This is a genomic window from Lactobacillus sp. HBUAS51381 (genome assembly GCF_012641095.1).
Lineage (GTDB): Bacteria > Bacillota > Bacilli > Lactobacillales > Lactobacillaceae > Levilactobacillus.
Map to the genome: position 1 here is coordinate 98664 of NZ_JAAVSC010000004.1, position 22925 is coordinate 121588.

The 22925-nt window shown below is 50.9% G+C and carries 19 protein-coding genes; 15 read left to right on the forward strand and 4 right to left on the reverse strand.

Annotated features, from left to right (window positions below; translation table 11 throughout):
- Positions 1-250 precede the first annotated feature (250 nt).
- Positions 251-1327, forward strand: a complete 1077-nt coding sequence (locus HEQ50_RS02600) for a hypothetical protein (RefSeq protein WP_168898964.1) — start codon at positions 251-253, stop codon at positions 1325-1327.
- A gap of 239 nt (positions 1328-1566) precedes the next feature.
- Here HEQ50_RS02600 and HEQ50_RS02605 read toward each other — a convergent pair whose 3' ends face one another.
- The 3 genes from HEQ50_RS02605 to HEQ50_RS02615 form a co-directional block, all read right to left on the reverse strand.
- The gene (locus HEQ50_RS02605; RefSeq protein ID WP_168898966.1) at positions 1567-2970 is read right to left on the reverse strand and encodes a C69 family dipeptidase; all 1404 of its coding nucleotides are present in this window, start codon (positions 2968-2970) and stop codon (positions 1567-1569) included.
- 100 nt (positions 2971-3070) lie between these two features.
- On the reverse strand, positions 3071-4447 hold the full coding sequence (locus HEQ50_RS02610) for an NAD(P)/FAD-dependent oxidoreductase (protein WP_168898967.1): 1377 nt from the start codon (positions 4445-4447) through the stop codon (positions 3071-3073).
- A 74-nt stretch (positions 4448-4521) separates the two neighbouring features.
- Positions 4522-4962, reverse strand: a complete 441-nt coding sequence (locus HEQ50_RS02615; RefSeq protein WP_168898969.1) for a MarR family winged helix-turn-helix transcriptional regulator — start codon at positions 4960-4962, stop codon at positions 4522-4524.
- A gap of 177 nt (positions 4963-5139) precedes the next feature.
- On the opposite strand from HEQ50_RS02615, the gene recQ reads away from it, so the two are divergent.
- From recQ to HEQ50_RS02665, 10 genes are all read left to right on the forward strand, one after another.
- Positions 5140-6924: a DNA helicase RecQ gene (gene recQ / locus HEQ50_RS02620; RefSeq protein WP_168898971.1), complete on the forward strand. Its 1785-nt coding sequence runs from the start codon at positions 5140-5142 to the stop codon at positions 6922-6924.
- 387 nt (positions 6925-7311) lie between these two features.
- A complete protein-coding gene (locus HEQ50_RS02625) occupies positions 7312-9555 on the forward strand; it encodes an excinuclease ABC subunit UvrA (protein ID WP_168898973.1) in 2244 nt (747 codons plus the stop codon).
- Positions 9556-9730: 175 nt separating this feature from the next.
- The gene (locus HEQ50_RS02630) at positions 9731-10321 is read left to right on the forward strand and encodes a sugar O-acetyltransferase (protein WP_168898975.1); all 591 of its coding nucleotides are present in this window, start codon (positions 9731-9733) and stop codon (positions 10319-10321) included.
- A gap of 189 nt (positions 10322-10510) precedes the next feature.
- Positions 10511-11608: a GntR family transcriptional regulator gene (locus HEQ50_RS02635; RefSeq protein ID WP_168898977.1), complete on the forward strand. Its 1098-nt coding sequence runs from the start codon at positions 10511-10513 to the stop codon at positions 11606-11608.
- Positions 11609-12223: 615 nt separating this feature from the next.
- Entirely contained in the window at positions 12224-13624 is a 1401-nt protein-coding gene (locus HEQ50_RS02640) for a sugar porter family MFS transporter (protein ID WP_168898979.1), read from the forward strand.
- Positions 13625-13660: 36 nt separating this feature from the next.
- Positions 13661-15262, forward strand: coding sequence for a xylulokinase (locus HEQ50_RS02645; protein WP_168898980.1), 1602 nt, complete (start codon positions 13661-13663; stop codon positions 15260-15262).
- A 17-nt stretch (positions 15263-15279) separates the two neighbouring features.
- Positions 15280-16008 (forward strand): L-ribulose-5-phosphate 4-epimerase, encoded by a 729-nt coding sequence (locus HEQ50_RS02650; protein WP_168898982.1) that lies wholly within the window; start codon positions 15280-15282, stop codon positions 16006-16008.
- A 51-nt stretch (positions 16009-16059) separates the two neighbouring features.
- Positions 16060-17484 (forward strand): L-arabinose isomerase, encoded by a 1425-nt coding sequence (araA, locus tag HEQ50_RS02655; protein ID WP_168898984.1) that lies wholly within the window; start codon positions 16060-16062, stop codon positions 17482-17484.
- Positions 17485-18183: 699 nt separating this feature from the next.
- The gene (locus tag HEQ50_RS02660) at positions 18184-18747 is read left to right on the forward strand and encodes a sugar O-acetyltransferase (RefSeq protein WP_168898985.1); all 564 of its coding nucleotides are present in this window, start codon (positions 18184-18186) and stop codon (positions 18745-18747) included.
- A gap of 415 nt (positions 18748-19162) precedes the next feature.
- The gene (locus tag HEQ50_RS02665) at positions 19163-20572 is read left to right on the forward strand and encodes a sugar porter family MFS transporter (RefSeq protein WP_168898986.1); all 1410 of its coding nucleotides are present in this window, start codon (positions 19163-19165) and stop codon (positions 20570-20572) included.
- 160 nt (positions 20573-20732) lie between these two features.
- Here HEQ50_RS02665 and HEQ50_RS02670 read toward each other — a convergent pair whose 3' ends face one another.
- Positions 20733-20930 (reverse strand): hypothetical protein, encoded by a 198-nt coding sequence (locus HEQ50_RS02670; protein ID WP_168898988.1) that lies wholly within the window; start codon positions 20928-20930, stop codon positions 20733-20735.
- Positions 20931-21113: 183 nt separating this feature from the next.
- Here HEQ50_RS02670 and HEQ50_RS02675 point away from each other — a divergent pair, with 183 nt between their 5' ends.
- From HEQ50_RS02675 to HEQ50_RS02690, 4 genes are all read left to right on the forward strand, one after another.
- On the forward strand, positions 21114-21431 hold the full coding sequence (locus HEQ50_RS02675; protein WP_168898990.1) for a glycine cleavage system H protein (lipoate-binding): 318 nt from the start codon (positions 21114-21116) through the stop codon (positions 21429-21431).
- Between the two features lie 54 nt (positions 21432-21485).
- On the forward strand, positions 21486-22373 hold the full coding sequence (locus tag HEQ50_RS02680) for an RluA family pseudouridine synthase (protein WP_168898991.1): 888 nt from the start codon (positions 21486-21488) through the stop codon (positions 22371-22373).
- A gap of 96 nt (positions 22374-22469) precedes the next feature.
- Positions 22470-22598, forward strand: a complete 129-nt coding sequence (locus tag HEQ50_RS02685; RefSeq protein ID WP_370520124.1) for a hypothetical protein — start codon at positions 22470-22472, stop codon at positions 22596-22598.
- A 38-nt stretch (positions 22599-22636) separates the two neighbouring features.
- Positions 22637-22925, forward strand: a 289-nt coding sequence (locus HEQ50_RS02690) for a helix-turn-helix domain-containing protein (protein WP_232842656.1), incomplete at its 3' end; no start/stop codon positions are given.

Here is a 22925-nt window from a genome sequence, read left to right on the forward strand (position 1 = left end):
CAACAAGTTATTAAATGATGGACCGCCTGGATAAACCGGGCGGTCCATTTTGGTCTCCTTACTCATTACTAATGTAATTTTGGGCGGTTTTGTTGCACGATTTTGCCAACCATCGTATTAAATGATTAATGGTGTCGGGGGGACAAGATTGTGGTGAGTCACCGCCAAGAGTTTCCACTATGGTATACTGGTTTATGACAAAAATTGACGGTGGGTGCTGAGCCCGCCTGAGACGAGAAAGAAGGGTTCCATGAACGACGTCATCGACTACTTCCAATCCATCAAGATTCGCGGGATGGGGTGGATTTTACTAGGGTGTCTGTATTTATTTGCGAATCAGCCCATTTTAATTATTGTGTACCTCTACGTGGCGGCGATCATGGTCCTACGCACGTGGCTGGCCCAGTTCCCGCACGCCGCCAAGATTGGCTTGACCGTGGCGTATACGCTCCTACTGGTGATTCAGATTATCTTCATTTCGGTCGCCGTCTTTCCGTTACGCGGGGCGTCGATCGTCTACTTCGTGGGAAAAATGGTCGGCGTCGGGCTAGTGGTGCTGCCGCTGTGGGTGGAACGCTTCGTGACCACCAACAATCAAACGGTCTTCTATTTACCCACGGTGGAAGAGGCGGCGACGGTGAGCTTCGATGAACTGCGCCAGAGTGCCGACAAACTTAATGATCTGATGAGTGAGGCGGCCTCGGCTAAAGACAAGGTGTCGGTGGCTCACGTGAAGACGATTATCGAGGATTTGCCGCGTCACAGCGCCGTTCACTACATCAACCACGGCACGCTCACGCCGGCTTACTTTGAGGCGGCGAACGCGACGTTAGCCGATCCCCAATTATACTTAGCGGTGTCCAATACCGGGAGCGCGGCCAGCGAGATGATCTCGGTCTTCACCCGCAAGCAATTCAACCACGTGTCGCTGGCCTTTGACCGCGACTTGGAAACCATCATCAGCTACAACGGCGGCGACAACGTTTACCCACCGGGGATGAACGCGGAAACGCTGGAGTTCTTTCACCAAAAGGCGGGGGCCTCGGTTCTGGTCTACAGTCTGCCCGTCACAGTGGCGCAGAAGCAGTTCGTGATCGATAAGATTGCTGAAATCAATCGTGAAGGCAGTGCCTACAACATGGTCGGTCTGGTGTCGAAGCATTCGGCCAAGCCCAACATCATGTTCTGTTCGCAGTTCGTCTACACTATGCTCAAGCAGGCGGACGTGGCCTACTTCGACATGAAGCCCGGTGAGGTGCGACCTACGGATTTTATCGAACAAGATTACTATAAGAAATTAAAGTTTGAATATGAATTGAAGTTCTAAATGGTTATAGAGAGATGGACCGAGATCAAACGCTCGGCCCATTTTTTGGTAGCCGGTAATATGACGGCGTATTTGGGGGGATTCAACCTTCGTAACCGGAATCTCTGGCTGTCACGGTGATCGTGTAATGACGATAAGCCCGGTCAACTGGAAGCCGGTTCGTGTCCTTTAGCCCAGATCAAAAAGGTAGCGACCGCCATCATGATTAATGGCAATCGCTACCTTTGCGTTTAGTTCATTTAGTCGTTCAAATTGTACCGTAACTTCATGTGTTCGGAACCAAACGTGACCATGTCACCGAGTAACTTGGTCTGGCGTTTGAAGGATTCGTCGGATAGTTTTTCGTTGGCTTCCTTCAGAATAGTTGTGTCGGCTCCATCGACAATGGCGGCATCCGTCTCGTGTTGAATCTGACGGTAAGCGGACATTGCTTCCAAAGCGAACGTGTTCCGGAAGTCTTCGTACAGGCTGTAATCCGTGTCACCCAGAAGGGCGGTGGTGCAGCTCAACCAGTACATATGATTCATGTTAAACGTTCCATCGGCATCTTTGTAAGCGGCCGGCGTATCGTCAACGTTGGCGTAGAATGGAACCACCGTGTTGAACGTGTTGGCGCCAAAGGCTAACCAGTGAATGCCGGCAATGCTGTCGGGCACGTTATTTCTGATTTGTAAGATGTGGACATCGTGGTTCCGGTTGATGCCGATTGGCCGGAAGAGGGTCTTGTCGTCTTCGGAGCCGTGACCGTAAACATCGTACTTCGTGTTTTCGTAGTGGGAACTCAGCACGAATTTCACATCGTCAATCGAAATCTTCCGGTTGGCGTGGCAGATGAACGGCAGGTCTTGGTCTTGGGGATCGTGGTCGATTTCAGGATTGAAGTATTTCTGACCGAACCAGGCCCGCGGGTTGTTGTAGACCGTGTCCTTGATCGTGGCACTCCCAAAGATGTGCCGTAAGTTGACGTGGTCGAAGTCGGGGTTCAGGTTGTACTTGGCGATTAGGTCTTCCAAGTCGTCTGAAGCCAACGTGTCTTCGGCGCTGAAATCAAAGTCGTCAATGTTCATGCGGTTAGGGGCAACCACGTAAGCATCATCCGGAATCCGCTTAGCGGCCCAGTGATGCCCACCAATGGTTTCTAACCACCAAATTTCGTTGTTGTCGGAAAAGGCAATCCCGTTCGGTTCGTAAGTCCCAAATTCTTCCAACAGGCTACCTAAGCGTTTAACGCCATCACGAGCACTGTGGATGTAAGGGAGAACCAAAGTGACCAGGTCTTCCTCGCCAATCCCACCAGCCACGTAAGGGTCGATGCCCAGGACACGGGAATTCGTGGTAATGGTTTCCGTGGCGGACATCGCAACGTTCTCACTGTTGATCCCAGCCGCTGGCCAAATGCCATTGGTTAGAATGGAGTTCGGAATCGACGTGTACCGTAAGGGGTTATCGGGCAAACTAATCTTGACGCCGCTGATCACCGCTTGGTAATCGCGGGGTTGATCGTCGGGGTTAACCACAACAAAACGTTCTGGGTCAAGGGCCTCGTGGCCATCATCGTTTCGTGAAATGATGGTGGAACCGTCTAAAGACGCCTTTTTTCCTACTAAAATGGTCGTACATGAACCTTTAATTCTTTTCGTCATACAAGCAGCACTCCTTTTAACCAACATTATAGCATTTGAAGCGAGTGCGTTGAAGTGGTTGGTTAGTCGTTATTGGTGCCCGAGTCTGGGTAACAATTCGTTAGGCATCGAGCCGCATCTTTGTGGCTGGTGTGGCGGGGGTCAGGGCCGGTAGGAGAGCGTCGATGATGCCCTGAACCGGGGTGGGGAAGGCGAAGACCATCTTTGACAGTTCAGTTGCCGTCAACCGTTGATCGATCACCATCACCAGGACGTTGACCAGATCTGGCGCGTCCATGCCGTAGAGGTCGGCGCCGACCACGTGATGCGTGGCGTCCAACACCACGGTCATCTCGGCCTCGGTTTCGTTCTTGTACTCAAAGCTGAAGAGCTTTCCGTAAGGCAGATGGACAATGTGGTAATCGGGATTACCGGCGGCCTCGGCGGCACTGACGCCGACCCGTGCGATCCGCGGCAGGGAAAAGAGCACGCTGGGGATTGCCGGATAATTGATTGGGGCCGTTTCGCCTAAAATTTGACCCGCGATATAATTTGATTCAAAAGTTGCTGTGGGGGTTAACTTTGCGACGGACTTGTCCACGACATCGCCGCTGGCATAGATATTGTCCCCGTTAGCGCGCAGATGATCATCCACGACAATACCACGATTACTGGAATGAATCCCGGCGTTTTCTAAGCCCAGCAGGTCGACGTTTGGTCGCCGACCGGTAGCGGCTAAAACGTAGTCGGTCGCGACTACTAGCCCACTGTCGGTGGTCACGTCGTAGCCGGCAGTCGTACTGGTCACGGCCTTGACGGGCTCGTTGAACCGGATGTCGGCACCGGCGGTCTGTAATTTCACTAACAGTTTGGTGACGTAGCGGGGCGCAAATCCCTTGGCCGCACGGTTGCCGTGCGCGAGGATCGTCACGCGGGTCCCGAGCTGGAGCACGAGGGCGGCGAATTCCAAAGCGATGACGCCGGCGCCAATGATGGTGATGTGGGCCGGCAGATGCTTCAAGCTGAGAAAGTCACGGCTGTCGTGGAGAAATTCCTTGCCGGGAATGTTGGGTTTCGTGGCGTGTTGGCCGGTCCCCAAGACGATGTTTTGAGCCATCACCTTTTGTTTACCGACCTGAATCATGTGGTCACCCATCAGAATTCCCGTGCCGTGAATGATGTCGATCCCCAGTTGGTCGAAGAGGGCCGTCATCTTGGTCGGCAGGGCATCGATGACGCGGTGCTTGTAAGCCATGAAGTCCTCCCAGTTAAAGGCGGGCGTTTCGTCGACGCCGATGCCTTGATATTGCTTCATCTGGGCGAACAATTCGGATGGACCATCCAGTAAGATCTTGGCATCACAGCCATAGTTGGTGCAGGTGCCAGCGATCAGGTCTCGTTCGATGAGGACCACCGACTTGCCAGCTTGACGTAAAGCGACGGCAGCGTGCCAAGTGGCGTGACCACTACCGATAAATGCGACATCATATTGAATCATTAAATAAAATACCTCTTTCTTATAAAAACCATTCAGAAACAGTCGTGTGCGACCAGTCTAACAAAATAAAAATGCTAATCTAGCATTTTTTCCAAAGTAGCAATCAAGATGTGGTTTCGCGCCAGCAGATCTTGATAGTCTGCCGGGTCAATTGCTTGCTGCCGAACGCAGATGCGAATCGATTGAAAAATCTCAGTTTTACTCGTTCTCCCAGTCTCGGTTAATTGGATAATTAACTGACGGTGATCGGAGCTTGCCAACTCACGGGTGATCCATCCCTTATTCTCCATTCGCTTGAGCAAGGGGGTGAGGGTGTTACTCCCGAAGTCCAGCTGCTCACCAAGTGCATGGAGGGGCTGGCGATCCTCTTCCCACAGCGCCAAAAGAACCAAGTATTGCGGATAAGTCAGGCCAAACGGTTGGAGGGCCTGCTGGTAAAACTTGATAAAAAGGCGACTTGCGCGGTACATCGAAAAGCAAAGTTGGTTCGCCAGCGTCATGTCTGAATCTTCCATGATGGGTGCCTCCAATTTCAATTGCGTACGATTTAATTTACTATAATCTAATATGTATGAGCTGTCAACTATTTCAGGGTAATTTGTGAAAAAAGACTGTTCGCGGTCCGTTCGGTTGTATCCACTAAGATTTGCCAGTAGAATAGAAACATTGAGAAAAAGGAGCAGGACACAGTGATGGATTTAACGGCAGCACAAAAAATTTTAAAAACAACGTTTGGCTACGATGCCTTTCGCCCCGGGCAAAAGGCCGTCATCGAACACGTGATGGCTGGCGAGAATAGTCTGGCCATCATGCCGACCGGTGGGGGCAAGTCCCTGTGTTATCAGATTCCAGCATTATTGTTTGACGGCATCACCGTGGTGGTCTCACCACTAATTTCACTGATGAAGGATCAAGTGGATGCGCTCAATGATAGCGGGATTCCCGCAACGTTTATTAACAGTTCGTTGGACTGGCCGGATATTCAGGAACGACTAGCGGGTCTGCACGACGGGGCGTATAAATTACTCTACGTGGCGCCCGAACGTCTGGATTCGGCGGCCTTCTTACAAGCGCTCGGCCAATTGCCGATTGACCTGTTGGCGGTCGATGAGGCGCACTGTATTTCCCAGTGGGGGCACGACTTTCGGCCGAGTTATCTGGCCTTGAGTACGGCGATTGAACAGCTGCCGACCCACCCCCAGGTCTTGGCATTGACGGCCACGGCGACGACACAGGTGGCCGCCGATATTTGTCAGCAGTTACAGATTGATCCGCAAAACGAGGTCAACACGGGGTTCGCCCGGGACAACCTGGATCTCACGGTGGTCAAGGACCAGGACACCGACCGGTTTATCCTCGATTATTTGAAGGTGAACCAGGGGGAAACGGGAATTATCTACGCCAGTACGCGCAAGGAAGTCACGCGCCTCACGGCTTTACTGACCCGGCATCACGTCCAGGCGGCGGCCTACCACGCCGGGCTGAGTGACGATGAACGTCGACAAAACCAAGAAGACTTCTTGTACGATCGGATTCAAGTTATGGTGGCCACCAACGCCTTTGGCATGGGGATTGATAAGAGTAACGTGCGGTTCGTCATTCACGCGCAAGTACCGGGGACGCTGGAGGCCTACTATCAGGAAGCCGGTCGGGCCGGTCGAGACGGCCTTCCCAGCGAGGCAATCTTGCTCTACCGGGCCCAGGACCTACAGATTCAACACTTCTTTATCGACCAATCGGAACGCGATGAGGCCAATAAGCAACGCGAATACCAGAAACTTCAGGTGATGAGTCAGTACGCCAACACCCAGGGATGCCTGCAACAATTTATTTTAGCTTACTTTGGTGAGGATTCGGCCCCGTGTGGGCGGTGCAGCAATTGTCGCGATGACCGCGAGGCCCAGGACATCACCGTCACGGCACAGAAGGTTCTATCCTGCGTGGTTCGGCTGCGGTCCCGTTTCGGCAAGGGTATTGTGGCTCAGGTCTTGACGGGTGCGCACAATCAGCGGATTCGGGATAATCATCTGGAGACGTTGTCCACGTACGGCCTCCTGAACGGTCAGCGGCAAAAGAGTGTCGGTGAACTCATCGATTTTCTCACGGCGGCCGGTTATCTCCAAAGCGTGGGTGGGCAATATCCGACCCTAACGATTACCCAGCAGGGCGCGAACGTTCTGAAGGGTGAGCAACAGGTCTTCCGGAAGATGGCCCGGCAAGCCAAACGGTTGGCACCGGTGGACGATGAACTCTTCGGTAAGCTCCGGGAACTGCGGCGTCAATTGGCCGAAGAGCAACACGTGCCACCATTTGTCATCTTCTCCGACCGGTCGCTCCACGACATGTGTGACGTGCTGCCCCAAGATGAGGCCGCGTTCCTCGAGGTCAAGGGTGTCGGCCAGAGTAAGCTGGCGAAATACGGCGAGGCGTTCATGGCGATTATTCGCGAGGACCAGAGCGGGACAACAGGCGGTTAACTGGTGAGCATTAACGCTGATAGGCGGATAATCCCGCCTTTGGATTATCTGTCTATCAGTGCTAAGCGGAGCCAGTTGCCTGTTGGCGCACGTTTCGGCTATGTTGATGACAAAGCAACAGCGATTCTTTGGCTCAAAACGAGGGAAAAGACGATGTTGGACCACCAGATCAAATTTGGCAAACGACAAGGCGGCCAGTTTAGCTAATGATGCTTTTATTCTATTTTTCAGCCATTTAATTGCAGTGATACGAGGCGTCTGGATGGCTTTCCAGACGCCTTTTTCGTCACCGAAATTAGCGGGTCGCTTCGCTTGGTTCAGGGGGCGGCGTATGCTAATCTTAAAGTCGCTGCATTGGTTGATGCTTCGCACATAGGAGGGATAACGATGTCCGATCCAGACTTCATTGAAATCGTGAATGACCGCGAGAATAACTTGCAAAATATTAGCCTCAAGATTCCGAAGAACCGCCTGACCGTCTTTACCGGCGTTTCCGGCTCCGGTAAATCGTCAATCGTTTTTGATACGATCGCCCAGGAAGCCGGGCGACAGCTCAACAGTACATATGATAGTTTTACCCGCACTTTCTTACCGGATTACCGCCGGCCGGATGTCGATGACGTGCGGCATCTCTCAACGGCCATCGTGATCGATCAGAAGCCACTGGGCGGCAATGCCCGCTCAACTCTCGGAACCGTCAGTGACATCAGTCCGCTGCTGCGGCTCTTGTTTTCCCGTTTCGGTCAGCCCCATTACGGTGAGGCCAGTAATGCCTTTTCCTTTAACGATCCGGCCGGGATGTGTCCCGTCTGTGAGGGGATTGGCAAGACCTACGTGGTGAAACGAGCGGCAATTCTGGATCCCAATAAGTCACTGAACGACGGGGCGATTCTCCTGCCCGGTTATGGCCCGCAGACCTTCTTGTTCCAGACCCTGAAGGCCACGGACTGGTTCGATTTGGATCAACCGGTCCGTGACTTTTCAGCAGAGCAGGTAGATCGCTTGTTGAATGGTGAATGTCCGGTGCGGGTGGCATATAAGGAAACCGTCCTTGAAGTTAAGTTTGAGGGTATTGAACGCCTCTTTTACCGTCAGAACCTCAAGGTTGGCAAGGGAATGAGTGAGGGTGCCCGTAAGAAAATCGCGAAATTTGCGACCATGAGTCCCTGCCCGGCTTGTCAGGGGCGGCGGTTTAATTCGGAAGTTCTGGCATCCAAGATTGCGGGATATTCGATCTATGACCTGACGGCGATGCAGCTGACCGAGCTCCAGGGGGTTCTCGCCGAATTTGACGATCCACGGATGGTGAATGTGATCAGTAGCATTCAGGAACGGGTGGGCGGTTTGATTGATGTTGGGTTAGACTACCTCAGCCTGACCCGTGAGACCACGACCCTGTCCGGTGGGGAGTCCCAGCGAGTCAAGACGGTCAAGTATTTGGCCAACAGTTTAACCAATATACTTTATATCCTAGATGAGCCCAGTACGGGACTTCATCCGCGCGACGTTCACCGGCTCAATGACCTGCTGATTAAACTCCGACAGAACGGCAATACGGTTCTCGTGGTGGAGCACGATCCCGATGTGATTCAGGTGGCCGACTATATCGTAGATATTGGGCCACGGGCCGGTATTCACGGCGGGCAGATCATGTTCACGGGGACCTATCCGGAACTGTTAGCGTCGACCACGCTTACCGCGCAGTATTTGAATCGACACCTGCCCCTTAAGACGAATCCACGGCAACCCCAGGCCTTTCTCACCAGCCAGCCTAGCCATCGGCACAACCTCAAGGGGGCCGCGTTAGCCATTCCTGAGGGGCTCTTTACCGTGGTAACCGGGGTGGCGGGCTCTGGTAAGAGTACGCTGGTGGAACAGGTCTTCGCCCAGGAACATCCCGAAGCCATTCTGATCGATCAACGGCCGCTGCACGCCAATAGTCGGTCCAATCCGGCCACCTACATGGGGGTGTTGACGGATATTCGAAAATTATTGGCGACGGCAAACGGCGTCAGCGACAGTCTGTTTAGCGCCAACTCAACGGGCGCCTGTCCCCAGTGTGGAGGCAAGGGCACCGTTGAGTTGAATCTGTCCTTCATGGAGAATGTCACGGTGACCTGTTCAAAGTGTCACGGGGGACGTTTCGATCCGCACGTTCTGACATATCAGTTCCAGGGCCACAACATCGAAGAGATCATGGCGATGACGGTCGAGGAGGCCGCGACGTTCTTTGCGGACACAAAGGTCGCAGCGAAGCTCAAAAATGTGCTGGCCGTGGGGTTGGCGTATCTGGCCCTGGGCCAACCCCTCAGTACGCTTTCCGGTGGGGAGGGCCAGCGCCTAAAGATTGCCAAGGAATTGAACAAGCGGGGGAACATTTACATCTTAGATGAACCCACGACCGGCCTGCACCCTTCTGACATTACGGTAATTATCAAAATTATCAATGATTTAGTGGGCCGGGGAAATACGGTGATCGTGATTGAACATAACCTGGACGTTATGCGCAGTGCCGATTGGTTAATCGATATTGGTCCGGATGGTGGCACCAATGGCGGTGAGGTCCTATATGCGGGACCCGTTGCTGGCGTGCGACAAGTCCCGCGATCGGTGACCGGTCAATACCTGTAGCGTAGCTTTCAATAAATTTTGTGGCGGGCCGATGACGGGCACCGCCACTTTTTTGGGCCATATATTTATACGGATGAATCAAAACAATCCATTAATTGGCAAATAAATATATTGTAATCGCTTACATGGTGTGCTACCATTATCCTCATAAATTAACGCGAAGGATTGACGAAGAATGGCGAAAAGTGAATTTCAAAAAATGATGGCTCAAGAACTCTACGACGTGAATGATGAAAAGTTGGTGCACGACCGGTTTGCGGCCCGCGATTTATACGAATCATTGGATAAAATTCCGTTCCGCGAAAAGGACCGGGCAACGGCGGTGATCAAACAGTTATTTGGTACGGTCGGCAAGAACGTTGAGATTCGCCCGCGGTTCGTCTGTGACTACGGCTACAACATTCATGTCGGCGATAACTTCTTTGCCAACTTTGACTGTATCTTACTGGATACCAACGAGATTACGATTGGCGATAACGTCTTGTTAGCGCCACGGGTGCAGATCTATGCGGCCGGCCATCCCTTTAATATCGCCGCGCGGACCTCTTGGCTGGGGAATGGTGCCCCCGTAAAGATTGGCAACAACTGCTGGATCGGTGGCGACGCGGTCATCGTGCCCGGCGTGACGATCGGTAATAACGTGATTGTCGGGGGTGGTGCCGTGGTCACCAAGTCCTTTGGCGATAACGTGGTGATTGCGGGGAACCCCGCCCGGATCATCAAACATTTGGACGCCAAGGGAAACGTGATCCCGGCGGAGAAGTAGATTTATCCGAATAAACTCGCGTTAAATTGGCAAACCGGCGGAAGTTTGCTATGCTAAGGGTAACCAGATAAATTACGAACAAATTTGTAACAGCCGATTTGGGTGCGGGACGCTTTGCGCAGAGTCGCTAAAGCGTTACCAACGGGAGTGCTGCAGTGCATATTGGTTACAGACTATGGGAGAGTAAACATGGAAAATAAATACCAACGGGTCAAGGACTCCCTTAAAGAAGCGATTCTTTCGGGGAAGTATCCGATTGACGAAAAGCTACCAACTGAGACGGAACTGATGGAACAGTTTAAGGTTTCGCGTTATACCATTCGACGAGCCGTGGGGGACTTAGAGACGGAGCATTTCATTTACCGCATTCAAGGCGGGGGAATGTTCGTCCAGGACTGGCACAAAGATTGGACCACCGAGAATGATAGCAAGATGATTGGGGTCATTACGACCCACATTGCCGACTACATTTTTCCACAAATTATCTACGGCATGGACAAGGTGATCTCCGACGGCGGCTACTCGCTGTTGCTGGGGAACACGCATAACAACCATGATAAGGAACGCAAGAACCTGATCAACATGCTGAATAGCAAGGTGGCGGGGCTCATCATCGAACCCACGCAAAGTGCCTTGCCCAACCCCAATATGGACCTGTACCAGGAGATTAAGGACGACCAGATCCCGGTTCTCTTCATTAACGCGGCCTATCCACAACTGGACTTTCCGTACGTGACCACCGCGGACGTGAGTGCCGAGAAGAAGCTCATCGACCACCTGTTGCACATTGGTCACGAGAGCATTCTGGGCATCTTCCAGGTGGATGATATTCAGGGCGTTCACCGGATGAATGGGTTCGTGCAGGCGTACCAAGAACATCCGGATATTTCCTATAAGAGCAATCTGATTATGTACCAGTCGGGGGATGACTTTGCCCGGATTACCAGTCGGATTGCGTCCTATCTCAAGGATGCGGAACGGCCGACCGCCATTGCCTGTTACAATGACCAATTGGCGATTCCAGTCATGGCCTTCGTGAAGGAACAGGGTTTCCGGGTGCCACAGGACATCTCGATCGTGGGCTTTGATAACTATCAAATGTCCCAGTACATGAGTCCGGGGCTGACCACGCTCAACCATGAGAAGGAAATCATGGGTGAGGATGCTGGCCGGATGATGTTCCAGCTTCTGAACAAGCAACCGGTGCAGTCGATTACCTACGAACCGGAATTGGTGATTCGCCAGTCCACCGGGGCACCGAAGTCGGCCTCAGATAGGTTAGGATGAATTTTGAACCAACCTCGGTTGTTCGGCTGTGATAAATGAATAAATTGAGCCAAACCTTGGCGTGCCGCTCTTTGGCACGCTTTTTTAGTAAATTAATGCATTGACTGCTGGGGAGTAGGACTGGACCACCAGAATCGTGGCCGGCTAAGCAGGCTTGCTCATCAAGGGAATGGCGTCACGCGTGGGGGTTCGTGCGTTTAGTAATGATCACCCGATTACTGGGGCCAACCGAATGGTGACTTGTCAGCTATCGAATAAATTGCAAGGAATGGAGAATTATTGAAAGTGATGCGATAAACGTAAAACGCTTAACTTAACACGATTCGGAAACGCTTTCAAAAAAATAAATCAATTAAAACCGCGTCATATCAAGGGATTACCCCCAATATTAATCCGCACATAAAAAATAAGTGTTGATTTATGCGTATAAATATAATACACTAAGTTTGTTCAGAAATGAAAACGCTTCACAAAGTTAATCGTTAATTTCGTGCTGGCCGGCCAGTACAAACGACGATTAAACAGGGGAGCGGTTGCATTTCTATCAATAGTTAAGCGGGAAAAGCCATTATTTGTTTTTTATCTTTACCCCTTTAAACTTAGGAGGAACGAAATTTGGAAGCGAAAGCGAAAAAGAAAGTCTCAAGTGGTTTCATATTCTTCTTTGGATCATTTGGTGGAATTCTCTTCGGTTACGATATCGGTGTTATGACCGGTGCCTTACCATTCTTGAAGACCGACTGGGCGTTGACTAACGCGTCATTAATCGGTTGGGTTACATCATCAGTTATGTTCGGTGCCATCTTCGGTGCCGCAATTGCCGGTCAATTAGCCGATAGATTAGGTCGGCGGCGGATGATTCTGATGTCATCCTTAATCTTCGCCATTGGGTCAATCCTTTGTGGGTTCGCGCCTAACGGTGGGACTTACTACTTAATCGGGATGCGGATCTTCTTGGGGTTAGCCGTTGGTGCTGCCTCAGCCTTAGTCCCAGCCTACATGTCAGAAATGGCACCGGCACGGTTACGTGGGAGTTTGTCAGGGATTAACCAGACCATGATTGTTTCTGGGATGTTGATTTCTTACATTGTCGACTTCGTTTTGAAGGATTTACCTGGCAACTTGTCATGGCGGTTAATGTTAGGTTTGGCTTCTGTGCCTGCCTTCATCCTCTTCGCCGGTGTTCTCCGGTTGCCTGAATCTCCACGTTTCTTAATCAAGTCTGGTCAGTTAGACGAAGCACGGACGGTTCTGTCCTACGTTCGTAAGCCAGACGAAGTTGAATCAGAAGTTAAGTCCATTCAAGATACTGCTAAGACTGAAGAAAGTAACTTGGAAAAGACCTCATGGGCAACCTTGTTCAACGGCAAGTACCGTTACTTGGTTATCGCCGGTGTTGGGGTCGCTGCCTTCCAGCAATTCCAAGGGGCCAACGCGATCTTCTACTACATTCCACTGATTGTTGAAAAAGCAACTGGGAATGCCGCAAGTTCTGCTCTGATGTGGCCAATCATTCAAGGTGTTCTGTTAGTTCTTGGGTCATTACTCTACATCTGGATTGCTGAAAAATTCAATCGTCGGACGCTGTTGACTGTGGGTGGTTCAGTAATGGCTTTGTCCTTCCTGTTACCAGCTATCATTAACAAGTTAGTTCCTAACGCAAGTCCAATGATGATCGTTGTCTTCTTATCTATCTACGTTGCGTTCTACTCATTCACTTGGGCACCACTTACCTGGGTTCTGGTTGGTGAAATCTTCCCATTGGCTATCCGGGGCCGTGCATCTGGTTTAGCTTCATCCTTTAACTGGATCGGTTCATGGGCTGTTGGTTTGATCTTCCCAATCATGACGGCTGCAATGTCACAAGAAGCTGTGTTCGCTGTCTTCGGTGTCATCTGTGTCTTGGGTGTTCTGTTCATCCGCTTCTGTGTTCCAGAAACGCGTGGTCACACTCTTGAAGAAATCGAAGCACGTGGGACTGCTCATGCTGCTAAGAAAGAAGCAGCTAACAACTAGTAATTCTCGATTTAAAATTATTGGGAGGTAAGTTAAATGAACTTAGTTGAAACGACTCGCGCTATCGAAGCCGGTGAGGTTTCCTTAGGGATTGAGTTAGGTTCAACCCGGATTAAAGCGGTATTGGTCACTGATGACTTCAATACTATCGCCTCAGGCAGTTATGTTTGGGAAAACCGCTTTGAAGACGGTGTCTGGACATACCCGATCGACGAAGTTTGGACGGGAATCCAACAAAGCTACACACAAATGGCCGCTGACGTTCAAAGCAAGTACCACAGTGCTTTGACCAAGATTAGTGCCGTTGGGGTTAGTGCCATGATGCATGGTTACTTGGCCTTCGATAAGAGTGGCGAACTGTTGGTACCGTTCCGGACTTGGCGGAACAACATCACGGAACAATCCGCTGATGAATTGACCAAGTTGTTCGATTTCAACATTCCACAACGGTGGAGTATTGCCCATCTGTACCAAGCTATCCTGAATGGTGAAGACCACGTTCGCAACGTCAACTTCATCACCTCATTGGCTGGGTATGTAACTTGGAAATTATCTGGCGAAAAGGTCTTGGGTGTTGGGGATGCTTCCGGTGTCTTCCCAATCGATGACAAGACGGGTTCTTACGACAAGACGATGTTGAAGAAATTCAGCAACCTCGACAACGTTAAGCAATACCCTTGGGACATCGAAGATATCTTGCCTGATATCTTACCAGCTGGTAAGGTTGCCGGTCATTTGACCGCTGAAGGGGCTAAACTCCTGGATGCTAATGGCAACTTGGAAGCCGGTTCTGTGATGGCCCCACCTGAAGGGGATGCTGGTACCGGGATGGTTGGTACAAACAGTGTGCGGAAGCGGACTGGGAATATCTCCGTCGGGACCTCATCCTTCTCCATGAACGTTTTAGACAAGCCTTTGACCAAGGTTTACCGCGATATCGATATCGTGATGACGCCAGATGGCTCACCAGTAGCCATGGTCCACATTAACAACTGTTCTTCAGATATTAATGCTTGGGCCAGCGTCTTCAACGAATTTGCGCAACGACTCGGGGTTGACTTGAAGCCAGACCGTTTGTACGAAACGCTCTTCTTGGAAGCAGCAAAGGCCGATCCAGATGCCGGTGGCTTAGTGAACTACAGTTATCAATCTGGTGAAAACATCACCAAGATTAAGGCTGGTCGTCCATTATTCGTCCGGACACCAAACAGCAAGTTTAGCTTACCTAACTTCATGCAAACGCAGTTATACGCTGCCTTTGCACCACTGAAGATTGGGATGGACATCTTGATTAATCAAGAACACGTTCATACCGATGTGATGATTGCCCAAGGTGGTTTGTTCCGGACACCAGTTATTGGTCAACAAGTCTTGGCCAATGCGTTGAACGTTCCAATCACTGTTATGAGTACTGCCGGCGAAGGTGGTCCATGGGGGATGGCGGTCTTAGCTGTTTATGCTAAGCGCGATACCGATGAATCACTGGAAGACTTCTTGGATCAAGAAGTGTTCACCAACCCAGAATCCATGACGTTGAGCCCAGAACCTGAAGGGGTTGCGGGTTACCAGAAGTTCATCGAAAAGTATCAAGCTGGCTTGCCGGTGGAAGCTACCGCTGGCGATGCAATTAGCGACTAAGAGAGGAAGTTAATTGAATGTTAGAGGAATTAAAGCAAGAAGTTTACGAAGCCAACATGAAGCTGCCTAAGCTTGGCCTGGTTACCTTTACTTGGGGTAACGTTTCCGGAATTGACCGGGAAAAGGGTCTGTTCGTCATCAAGCCTTCCGGGGTTGACTACGACAAGTTAAAGCCTAGCGACTTGGTCGTCGTAAACTTGAAGGGTGAAGTTGTTGAAGGGGACATGAACCCTTCCAGTGACACCCCGACGCATACGGTACTTTACAACGCATTTCCAAATATTGGTGGGATTGTGCACACGCACTCTCCATGGGCTGTTTCCTTTGCTGGCGCCAACTTAGACGTCCCAGCTATGAACACGACTCACGCCGACACGTTCTACGGTGATGTTCCAGCGGCCGATGCTTTGACCAAGGAAGAGATCGAAGAAGATTACGAAGGCAATACGGGTAAAACCATTGTCAAGACCTTCAAGGAACGTGGCTTGGATTACGAAGCCATTCCAGCTGCCTTAGTTAGCCAACACGGACCATTTGCCTGGGGACCAACCGCAGACAAGGCCGTGTACAACGCCAAGGTCTTGGAAGTTGTTGCTGAAGAGGATTACCACTCCATGCAATTGACGCACAAGAATCTGGAATTGCCACAATATCTGTTGGATAAGCACTATTACCGTAAGCACGGTAAGAACGCTTATTATGGGCAAAACAATGCCAAGTCGCAGAGTCATGCGGCGCGTGAATAATTGGGTATCAATGCTTTACTAACAATCATATATAGAAGGAGTGCTTAAATTATGTTATCAGTTCCTGATTATGAATTTTGGTTTGTTACCGGTAGTCAACATCTCTATGGTGAAGAACAATTAAAGTCTGTTGCCAAAGATGCACAAGACATCGCTGACAAGTTAAACGCCAGCGGCAAATTGCCTTACAAGGTTGTCTTCAAGGATGTTATGACGACTGCTGAAAGCATCACTAACTTCATGAAGGAAGTTAACTACAACGATAAGGTCGCCGGGGTTATTACCTGGATGCACACGTTCTCTCCAGCCAAGAACTGGATCCGTGGGACTGAATTGTTACAAAAGCCATTACTTCACTTGGCTACGCAATACTTAAACAACATCCCATACGCTGACATTGACTTTGATTACATGAACTTGAACCAAAGTGCGCATGGTGACCGTGAATATGCTTACATCAATGCACGTTTGAAGAAGAACAACAAGATCGTCTACGGTTACTGGGGCGATGCTGAAGTCCAAGACAAGATTGCTGCTTGGGAAGATGTTGCCGTTGCCTACAACGAAAGCTTCAAGGTTAAGGTTGCACGTTTCGGAGACACTATGCGTAACGTTGCCGTTACTGAAGGTGACAAAGTACAAGCACAAATCCAAATGGGCTGGACTGTTGACTACTACGGTATCGGTGACTTAGTTGAAGAAATCAACAAGGTTAAGGATGCTGACATCGACAAGGAATACGCTGACTTGGAAAGCAAGTACACCATGGTTCAAGGTGACAACGATGCTGAAACTTACAAGCACTCAGTACGTGTTCAATTACAACAATACATCGGGATCAAGAGCTTCTTGGAAAAGGGTGGCTACACTGCCTTCACCACGAACTTCGAAGACCTCTGGGGTATGGAACAACTCCCTGGCTTAGCCGCACAATTGTTAATCCGTGACGGTTATGGCTTCGGTGCCGAAGGTGACTGGAAGACCGCTGCGCTTGGCCGTGTCATGAAGATCATGTCCCACGGTAAGAAGACGGCCTTCATGGAAGACTACACGCTTGACTTACGTAAGGGCCACGAAGCTATTCTTGGTTCTCACATGCTGGAAGTTGACCCAACGATCGCTTCCGACAAGCCTCGTGTTGAAGTTCACCCATTGGATATCGGTGGTAAGGCTGACCCTGCACGTCTGGTCTTCACTGGTTCAGAAGGCGACGCCATTGACGTTACGGTTTCTGACTTCCGTGATGGCTTCAAGATGATCAGCTATGCTGTAGCTGCTCACAAGCCAGAAGCTGAGACCCCTAACTTGCCAGTTGCTAAGCAACTCTGGACGCCAAAGGTTGGTCTTGAAAAGGGTGCCTTAGCTTGGATGCAAGCCGGTGGTGGTCACCACACCATGCTCTCATTTGCTCTGACTGAAGAACAAATGGAAGACTTTGCAACCATGGTTAACATGAACAAAGCATTCATCAAATAGTCATTAACGACTGATAAAAATGGTTGGGGTTGCCGAGAGCGGCCTCGGCCATTTTTATTTTGAGTTATCAGCTAAAGATTGCAACGACTTTGGACATGCAGATCTATTTCCAGCTAACAAGGCTTGGCACTGTTAGATTAATCGTCAACGATCACCTGCGGCTGCCAGAGATTCCGGCGCTGTGGGGACCGCCTGCGGCCTGAGAAGCGGTCCTCCAGCTCGGTTTGAAGCCTGACCAAAATCGTCAGTCTCCAAACTCGTCCCGCGCTGTAAGCTGCTGCACAGCTAACACCGCTGTCACGGCTACCTACATCTCTGGCTGCCTTCGGTTACGAAAGTTGAAACCCATTAAATGGCGGGTGACATCGCTGGAATGGCAACGTTGCTCCACGTTAATTGGTAACATCAGATGTAGCCGTGAGTGAGCCAAATTTGGTCTCAGCCGTGGGAGTTTCCAAGTGATTTTGCTTGGAAACTGGCGTCTTTGAGACGTGTCTTTCGGCTCAAAGCGAGGGAAAAGACGGGTTTTGGCTTTTCCCGGTCCTTCCCACCGCGTTCCAGACCAAATTTGGCGAACGGTAAGGCGATCATCATCGTCAGTTGTGCAGGTGAAAAGTCCGTATTCATAGTAATGTTTGTGGTCCACATACGTTGTAATTTTTAGGTTTCATGAAGTGTCAATTAAGGAGGAAGAGAAATATGGGAAAAACAGAACAAGAAAAAATGGTTGCCGGCGAACTCTTTGACGTCTACGACGATGAGTTAGTGGCACAACGGGGCGCTGCCAGAAAGCAGGTTGAGGCGATTAATGCCTTGGGCGAAAGCGATCCTGAACAGACCGAGAAGCTGATTAAGAAGCTCTTTGGTTCTACCGGTAAGGACGTCAGCGTTCATGCCGACTTCAAGTGTGACTACGGCTACAACATCTACGTGGACGAAGACTTCTTCGCCAACTACGACTGCGTCATGCTGGACGTGGCCCCCATTCGGATCGGCAAGCACTGCCTGCTCGGGCCGAAAGTCCAGATTTACTCGGTTAATCACCCGGCCGATCCTAAGTTGCGGCGGAACGGGGCCATGGGCATTGGCCGTCCCGTGACCTTGGGCGATGACGTTTGGGTCGGTGGCGGTGCCATCATCTGTCCCGGCGTTACGTTGGGGAACAACGTGATCGTCGGCGCCGGTGCCGTGGTCACCAAGTCCTTCGGGGACAACGTGGTCGTTGCCGGTAACCCGGCCCGCGTTGTGAAGCATTTGGATTAAACGAATGATATCAGGTTTCAACCCCCGAATATAGGGTTGGCCGAAAAGTTTCTATGAAGTGGCTCATCAGAGCGTTTCCATTCCTAGCGGGTGGGGACTTTGGATGAGCCACTTTTTTTGGCGCTTAACCATCAATTTTTGAAAAATTTTTGAGAGCAAGCGGTTGCTTTCATACCGGGATTTGGGAAAGAAAGCGCTTTGAAAAGTTATCCGCATAATAAAATTAATCATTGATTTATCCGTACAACCGGTTTAAACTACTTGTATTGCGTTAGTGAAAACGTTTTACCTGCTTTTGGGTAAGCGTTGTCTTCACTGGCATTGATTCGTTAACGATGATTTATCGGACCAATTCAAACTAGCGTCATTTTTGGCAGAGAGAACACGTTAGAGAGACTTTTAGGAGGTTATTTGCGTGAAAGGCAACAAGAAAATTTCAAGCGGTTACATCTATTTTTTCGGCTCCTTTGGGGGTATCTTATTCGGGTATGATATTGGTGTCATGACGGGGGCCTTGCCCTTTTTGGAAACGGACTGGAGCCTGTCCAACGCCACGTTGATTGGCTGGATTACCTCGGCCGTCATGTTTGGGGCCATCTTCGGTGGGGCCATTTCCGGTCAGCTATCGGATAAATTAGGCCGCCGGAAGATGATCTTGATCTCGGCACTCATCTTCGCGCTGGGTTCCCTGATGTCCGCCATGGTCCCGAACCTGGGGGAATACTACTTGATTGGCGTCCGGATCTTCCTCGGATTGGCCGTGGGGGCCGCTTCGGCGTTAGTCCCAGCCTACATGTCCGAAATGTCTCCGGCACGCTTACGGGGTCGTTTAACCGGGATTAACCAGACGATGATTGTCTCCGGGATGTTGATCTCCTACGTGGTCGACTTTCTCTTGAAGGGGTTACCAGAAGCCTTTGCCTGGCGCTTAATGTTAGGGTCCGCGGCGGTGCCCGCCATCATCTTGTTTGCCGGAGTTCTACGGTTGCCTGAATCACCACGCTTCCTGATCAAGAGTGGCCAGTTAGATGCCGCCCGGACGGTCCTAAGCTACATTCGGCCGGCCGCTGAAATCGAAACGGAAATGACGACCATTCAGAGTACGGCCAAGACCGAAAGTGTAGCGGCAAAGAACACCTCATGGGCCACGCTATTTTCCGGGAAATATCGGTATCTGGTCATCGCCGGGGTCGGTATCGCGGCATTCCAGCAGTTCCAAGGCGCTAATGCCATCTTCTACTACATCCCATTGATCGTGCAGCAAGCGACCGGGAGTGCCGCCAGCAACGCGCTGATGTGGCCGATTATCCAGGGGATTATCCTAGTCGTCGGCTCACTGGTCTTCTTGTGGATTGCCGATAAGTTTAACCGCCGGACGCTCCTGATTCTCGGGGGTGCCGTGATGGGCTTATCCTTCCTGTTGCCAGCCTTCCTAAACGTGACGCGACTCAACAGCAATCCCATGCTGATTGTGGTCTTCCTGTCCATCTACGTTGCGTTTTATTCCTTCACGTGGGCGCCATTGACCTGGGTCTTGGTCGGAGAAATTTTCCCGTTGGCCGTTCGGGGACGGGCTTCCGGCCTGGCGTCATCCTTTAACTGGATTGGCTCCTTTGCGGTCGGTCTGTTGTTCCCGGTCATGACGGCTGCGATGTCGCAGGAAGCGGTCTTTGCCATCTTCGGGGTCATCTGCTTACTGGGCGTGGCCTTCGTTCGCTTCTGTGTCCCAGAAACCAAGGGCCGCACGCTGGAAGAAATCGAGCAGCAAGGAACGCATGCGAAAAATACGGATAACTTAGAAACGTCAAACGACTATGTAGAATAGAACTTAAAAAGACGTTGACCGACGAGAAAAATCCCGTTGATCAACGTCTTTTGTGTATGCAGTCGCTTTTAGCCGAGTACGGTCGTGGCCAACCTTGAAGTCAGCTCGGATGGTCACTTGCCATTTGGCTAGAGTTCGGTGCGACTTTCGTAGGGGCACGTTAGATCAAGCAAACCCAGCTCCCCATGCCAAGCAGGCCCACCGCAACCAGTGTGAAGATTACCAATAAGACCCGCGTATCCTGATTGCCAGTCTTGTTTGTTTGTGGAAATAACTTAAAGAGGACAAAGACCAGTAAAACAATTCCCGCGATTAAAATCAGTGTCCCCGTTAAGATGTTGTGTGACATCATCATCATGTTCTCCCCCTTTGATGATTTCTATTATACCGACTTTGACTAGAAAAGGGTGAAATAACTCCCGTCGATTCTGCGGCTATGTTAAAATATATCGTGATTGGAAGATTTTCCATGGTCAGAAACGTCGCGGAATTTACGAAACGACGTTGGGCCAGACAGGTCAGGACACGCGGGGTGACGAGAATGATTGATAAACTTGAAGTAAGCGCCAGCGCTTTATGGCTAACACCTAAGGAACAGGGCGTGGTCCGAATCGGATTTGCTGATGACGGTCGTGAGCTGTTGGGGCCCGTTCAGAAGATTACGTGGCAGGTCACAACCGGTCGCGTTCATATGGGCACGCCATTCATGGTTGTCAGCGGGGCAAACGAGGAATTAACGCTACATTTTCCCTTTGCTGGACGCATTGTACGCATCAATGAGGGCCTAGCCAGCCATCCGGAGTGGTTGAATAATCGCAACGATGATCTGGACTGGATGGTGGACCTGGTTGATGAGTAAACGCGCCATCTCGCGTGACACGATGGACGCCACCGATGGAAGGAAAATTGTGGTATGGAATTAACGTGGCAAGTAACGGCGCCGGTGACGAGTCTCAAGCGGTTCTTGAACCAGCAGGGCGTGAGTCACCGCGTTTTTAGTGATTTGAAACAAAATGGGACTATTGCGGTCAATGGAACGACGGTCACTCCCGCCGTGAGCCTTCAGGTGGGGGATACGGTGGCGGTGACCTTGCCCGCCGAGGCGGCTGATCCCGCTGTGGCGACCAGCACGGTGCCAATCAAAATTTTATTTGAGAATCGGGATTGGCTGGTCGTGGATAAGCCCGCCGGATTAAACGTGGTTCCGGGTCCGGCCAATCGTACCGATACACTGGTTAATCGAATCAAGGGGCACTGGGCGGCCAGTCACGCCGAGAACCAGGTTCCCCACATTTTGACCCGTCTCGATCGGTTCACCAGCGGCGTTGTGTGGGTGGCCCGGCATCGGTTAGCCAATAGTCTGGCTAGCCAGTTGCAGGCCCAAAAGCAGGTGGATAAGCGGTATCTGGCCGTGGTGAGTGGCCGGTTGCCGCAGGACCACGGGCGGATTGATGCGCCGCTAGCCAGTGATCCCACGGGGTACAATCAGATGGTCTCGCCGGCGGGAAAGCCCGCGTTGACCGAGTATTGGGTCCAGGAGCGATTCGCACAGGCGACGGTCGTTACCGTTAAGCTCCACACGGGCCGGACCCACCAGATCCGCGCCCACTTCGCTTATTTAGGCCATCCCTTGGTTGGCGATCACTTGTACGAGGGGCCGGAGCTTGGCGGCATGACGCGTCAGGCGCTGCACGCGCGGACGCTGCGGTTCACCGATCCCTTTACTCACGAGGATCGCGTGTTTGAGAGCCCGGTGCCGGCGGATTGGCAGCAATTGCTGGCGCAGTTAAGGAGGAACTAATCATTGGCAAAAAAGTAGAATAACATAGAAATGCGTAGATGAATATGGAAAATGATGATGTGCTATCCATAGAAAGATAATATGGAGGTGGATAGCGTGGCAATGATTAAACCAAATGAAATGGCAAAGCGTCTGGGCTTTACCGTTCGAACCTTGCAAGAGTGGGATCGCAACGGTAAATTTACGGCACATCGCTCACCAACTATATGGGCTACGGAAGTATGAACGTAAATTGAAAAATGATTCTGATTTGATGGGCGGTGATGAGCTTGATAAGAACACAAAAGGTAAGACTTTACCCAAATCACCACATGGAAAAGATGATGGATCGTCTTTGTAATTATCGCAGATACTGTTGGAATGAGGGCCTAGCTACCTGGAATGATATGTACGATTTACACACCATTGATGAAGCTAGTTCAAAACCAAGTATGTATGCTGTCCGTAACGAACTGGTCGCGAATAAAGCTGATTGGCAGTACATGCTCTCGGCCCGAACCTTGCAATTGGCAATCGCTGATTTAGGAAAGGCCTGGCAGAACTTTTTCGACA

Coding starts and splice junctions, on each gene's coding strand:
- HEQ50_RS02600 (WP_168898964.1), top strand. CDS start 251: ATGAACGACGTCATCGACTACTTCCAATCCATCAAGATTCGCGGGATG.
- HEQ50_RS02605 (WP_168898966.1), bottom strand. CDS start 2,970: ATGACGAAAAGAATTAAAGGTTCATGTACGACCATTTTAGTAGGAAAA.
- HEQ50_RS02610 (WP_168898967.1), bottom strand. CDS start 4,447: ATGATTCAATATGATGTCGCATTTATCGGTAGTGGTCACGCCACTTGG.
- HEQ50_RS02615 (WP_168898969.1), bottom strand. CDS start 4,962: ATGGAAGATTCAGACATGACGCTGGCGAACCAACTTTGCTTTTCGATG.
- recQ (WP_168898971.1), top strand. CDS start 5,140: ATGGATTTAACGGCAGCACAAAAAATTTTAAAAACAACGTTTGGCTAC.
- HEQ50_RS02625 (WP_168898973.1), top strand. CDS start 7,312: ATGTCCGATCCAGACTTCATTGAAATCGTGAATGACCGCGAGAATAAC.
- HEQ50_RS02630 (WP_168898975.1), top strand. CDS start 9,731: ATGGCGAAAAGTGAATTTCAAAAAATGATGGCTCAAGAACTCTACGAC.
- HEQ50_RS02635 (WP_168898977.1), top strand. CDS start 10,511: ATGGAAAATAAATACCAACGGGTCAAGGACTCCCTTAAAGAAGCGATT.
- HEQ50_RS02645 (WP_168898980.1), top strand. CDS start 13,661: ATGAACTTAGTTGAAACGACTCGCGCTATCGAAGCCGGTGAGGTTTCC.
- HEQ50_RS02650 (WP_168898982.1), top strand. CDS start 15,280: ATGTTAGAGGAATTAAAGCAAGAAGTTTACGAAGCCAACATGAAGCTG.
- araA (WP_168898984.1), top strand. CDS start 16,060: ATGTTATCAGTTCCTGATTATGAATTTTGGTTTGTTACCGGTAGTCAA.
- HEQ50_RS02660 (WP_168898985.1), top strand. CDS start 18,184: ATGGGAAAAACAGAACAAGAAAAAATGGTTGCCGGCGAACTCTTTGAC.
- HEQ50_RS02670 (WP_168898988.1), bottom strand. CDS start 20,930: ATGATGATGATGTCACACAACATCTTAACGGGGACACTGATTTTAATC.
- HEQ50_RS02675 (WP_168898990.1), top strand. CDS start 21,114: ATGATTGATAAACTTGAAGTAAGCGCCAGCGCTTTATGGCTAACACCT.
- HEQ50_RS02680 (WP_168898991.1), top strand. CDS start 21,486: ATGGAATTAACGTGGCAAGTAACGGCGCCGGTGACGAGTCTCAAGCGG.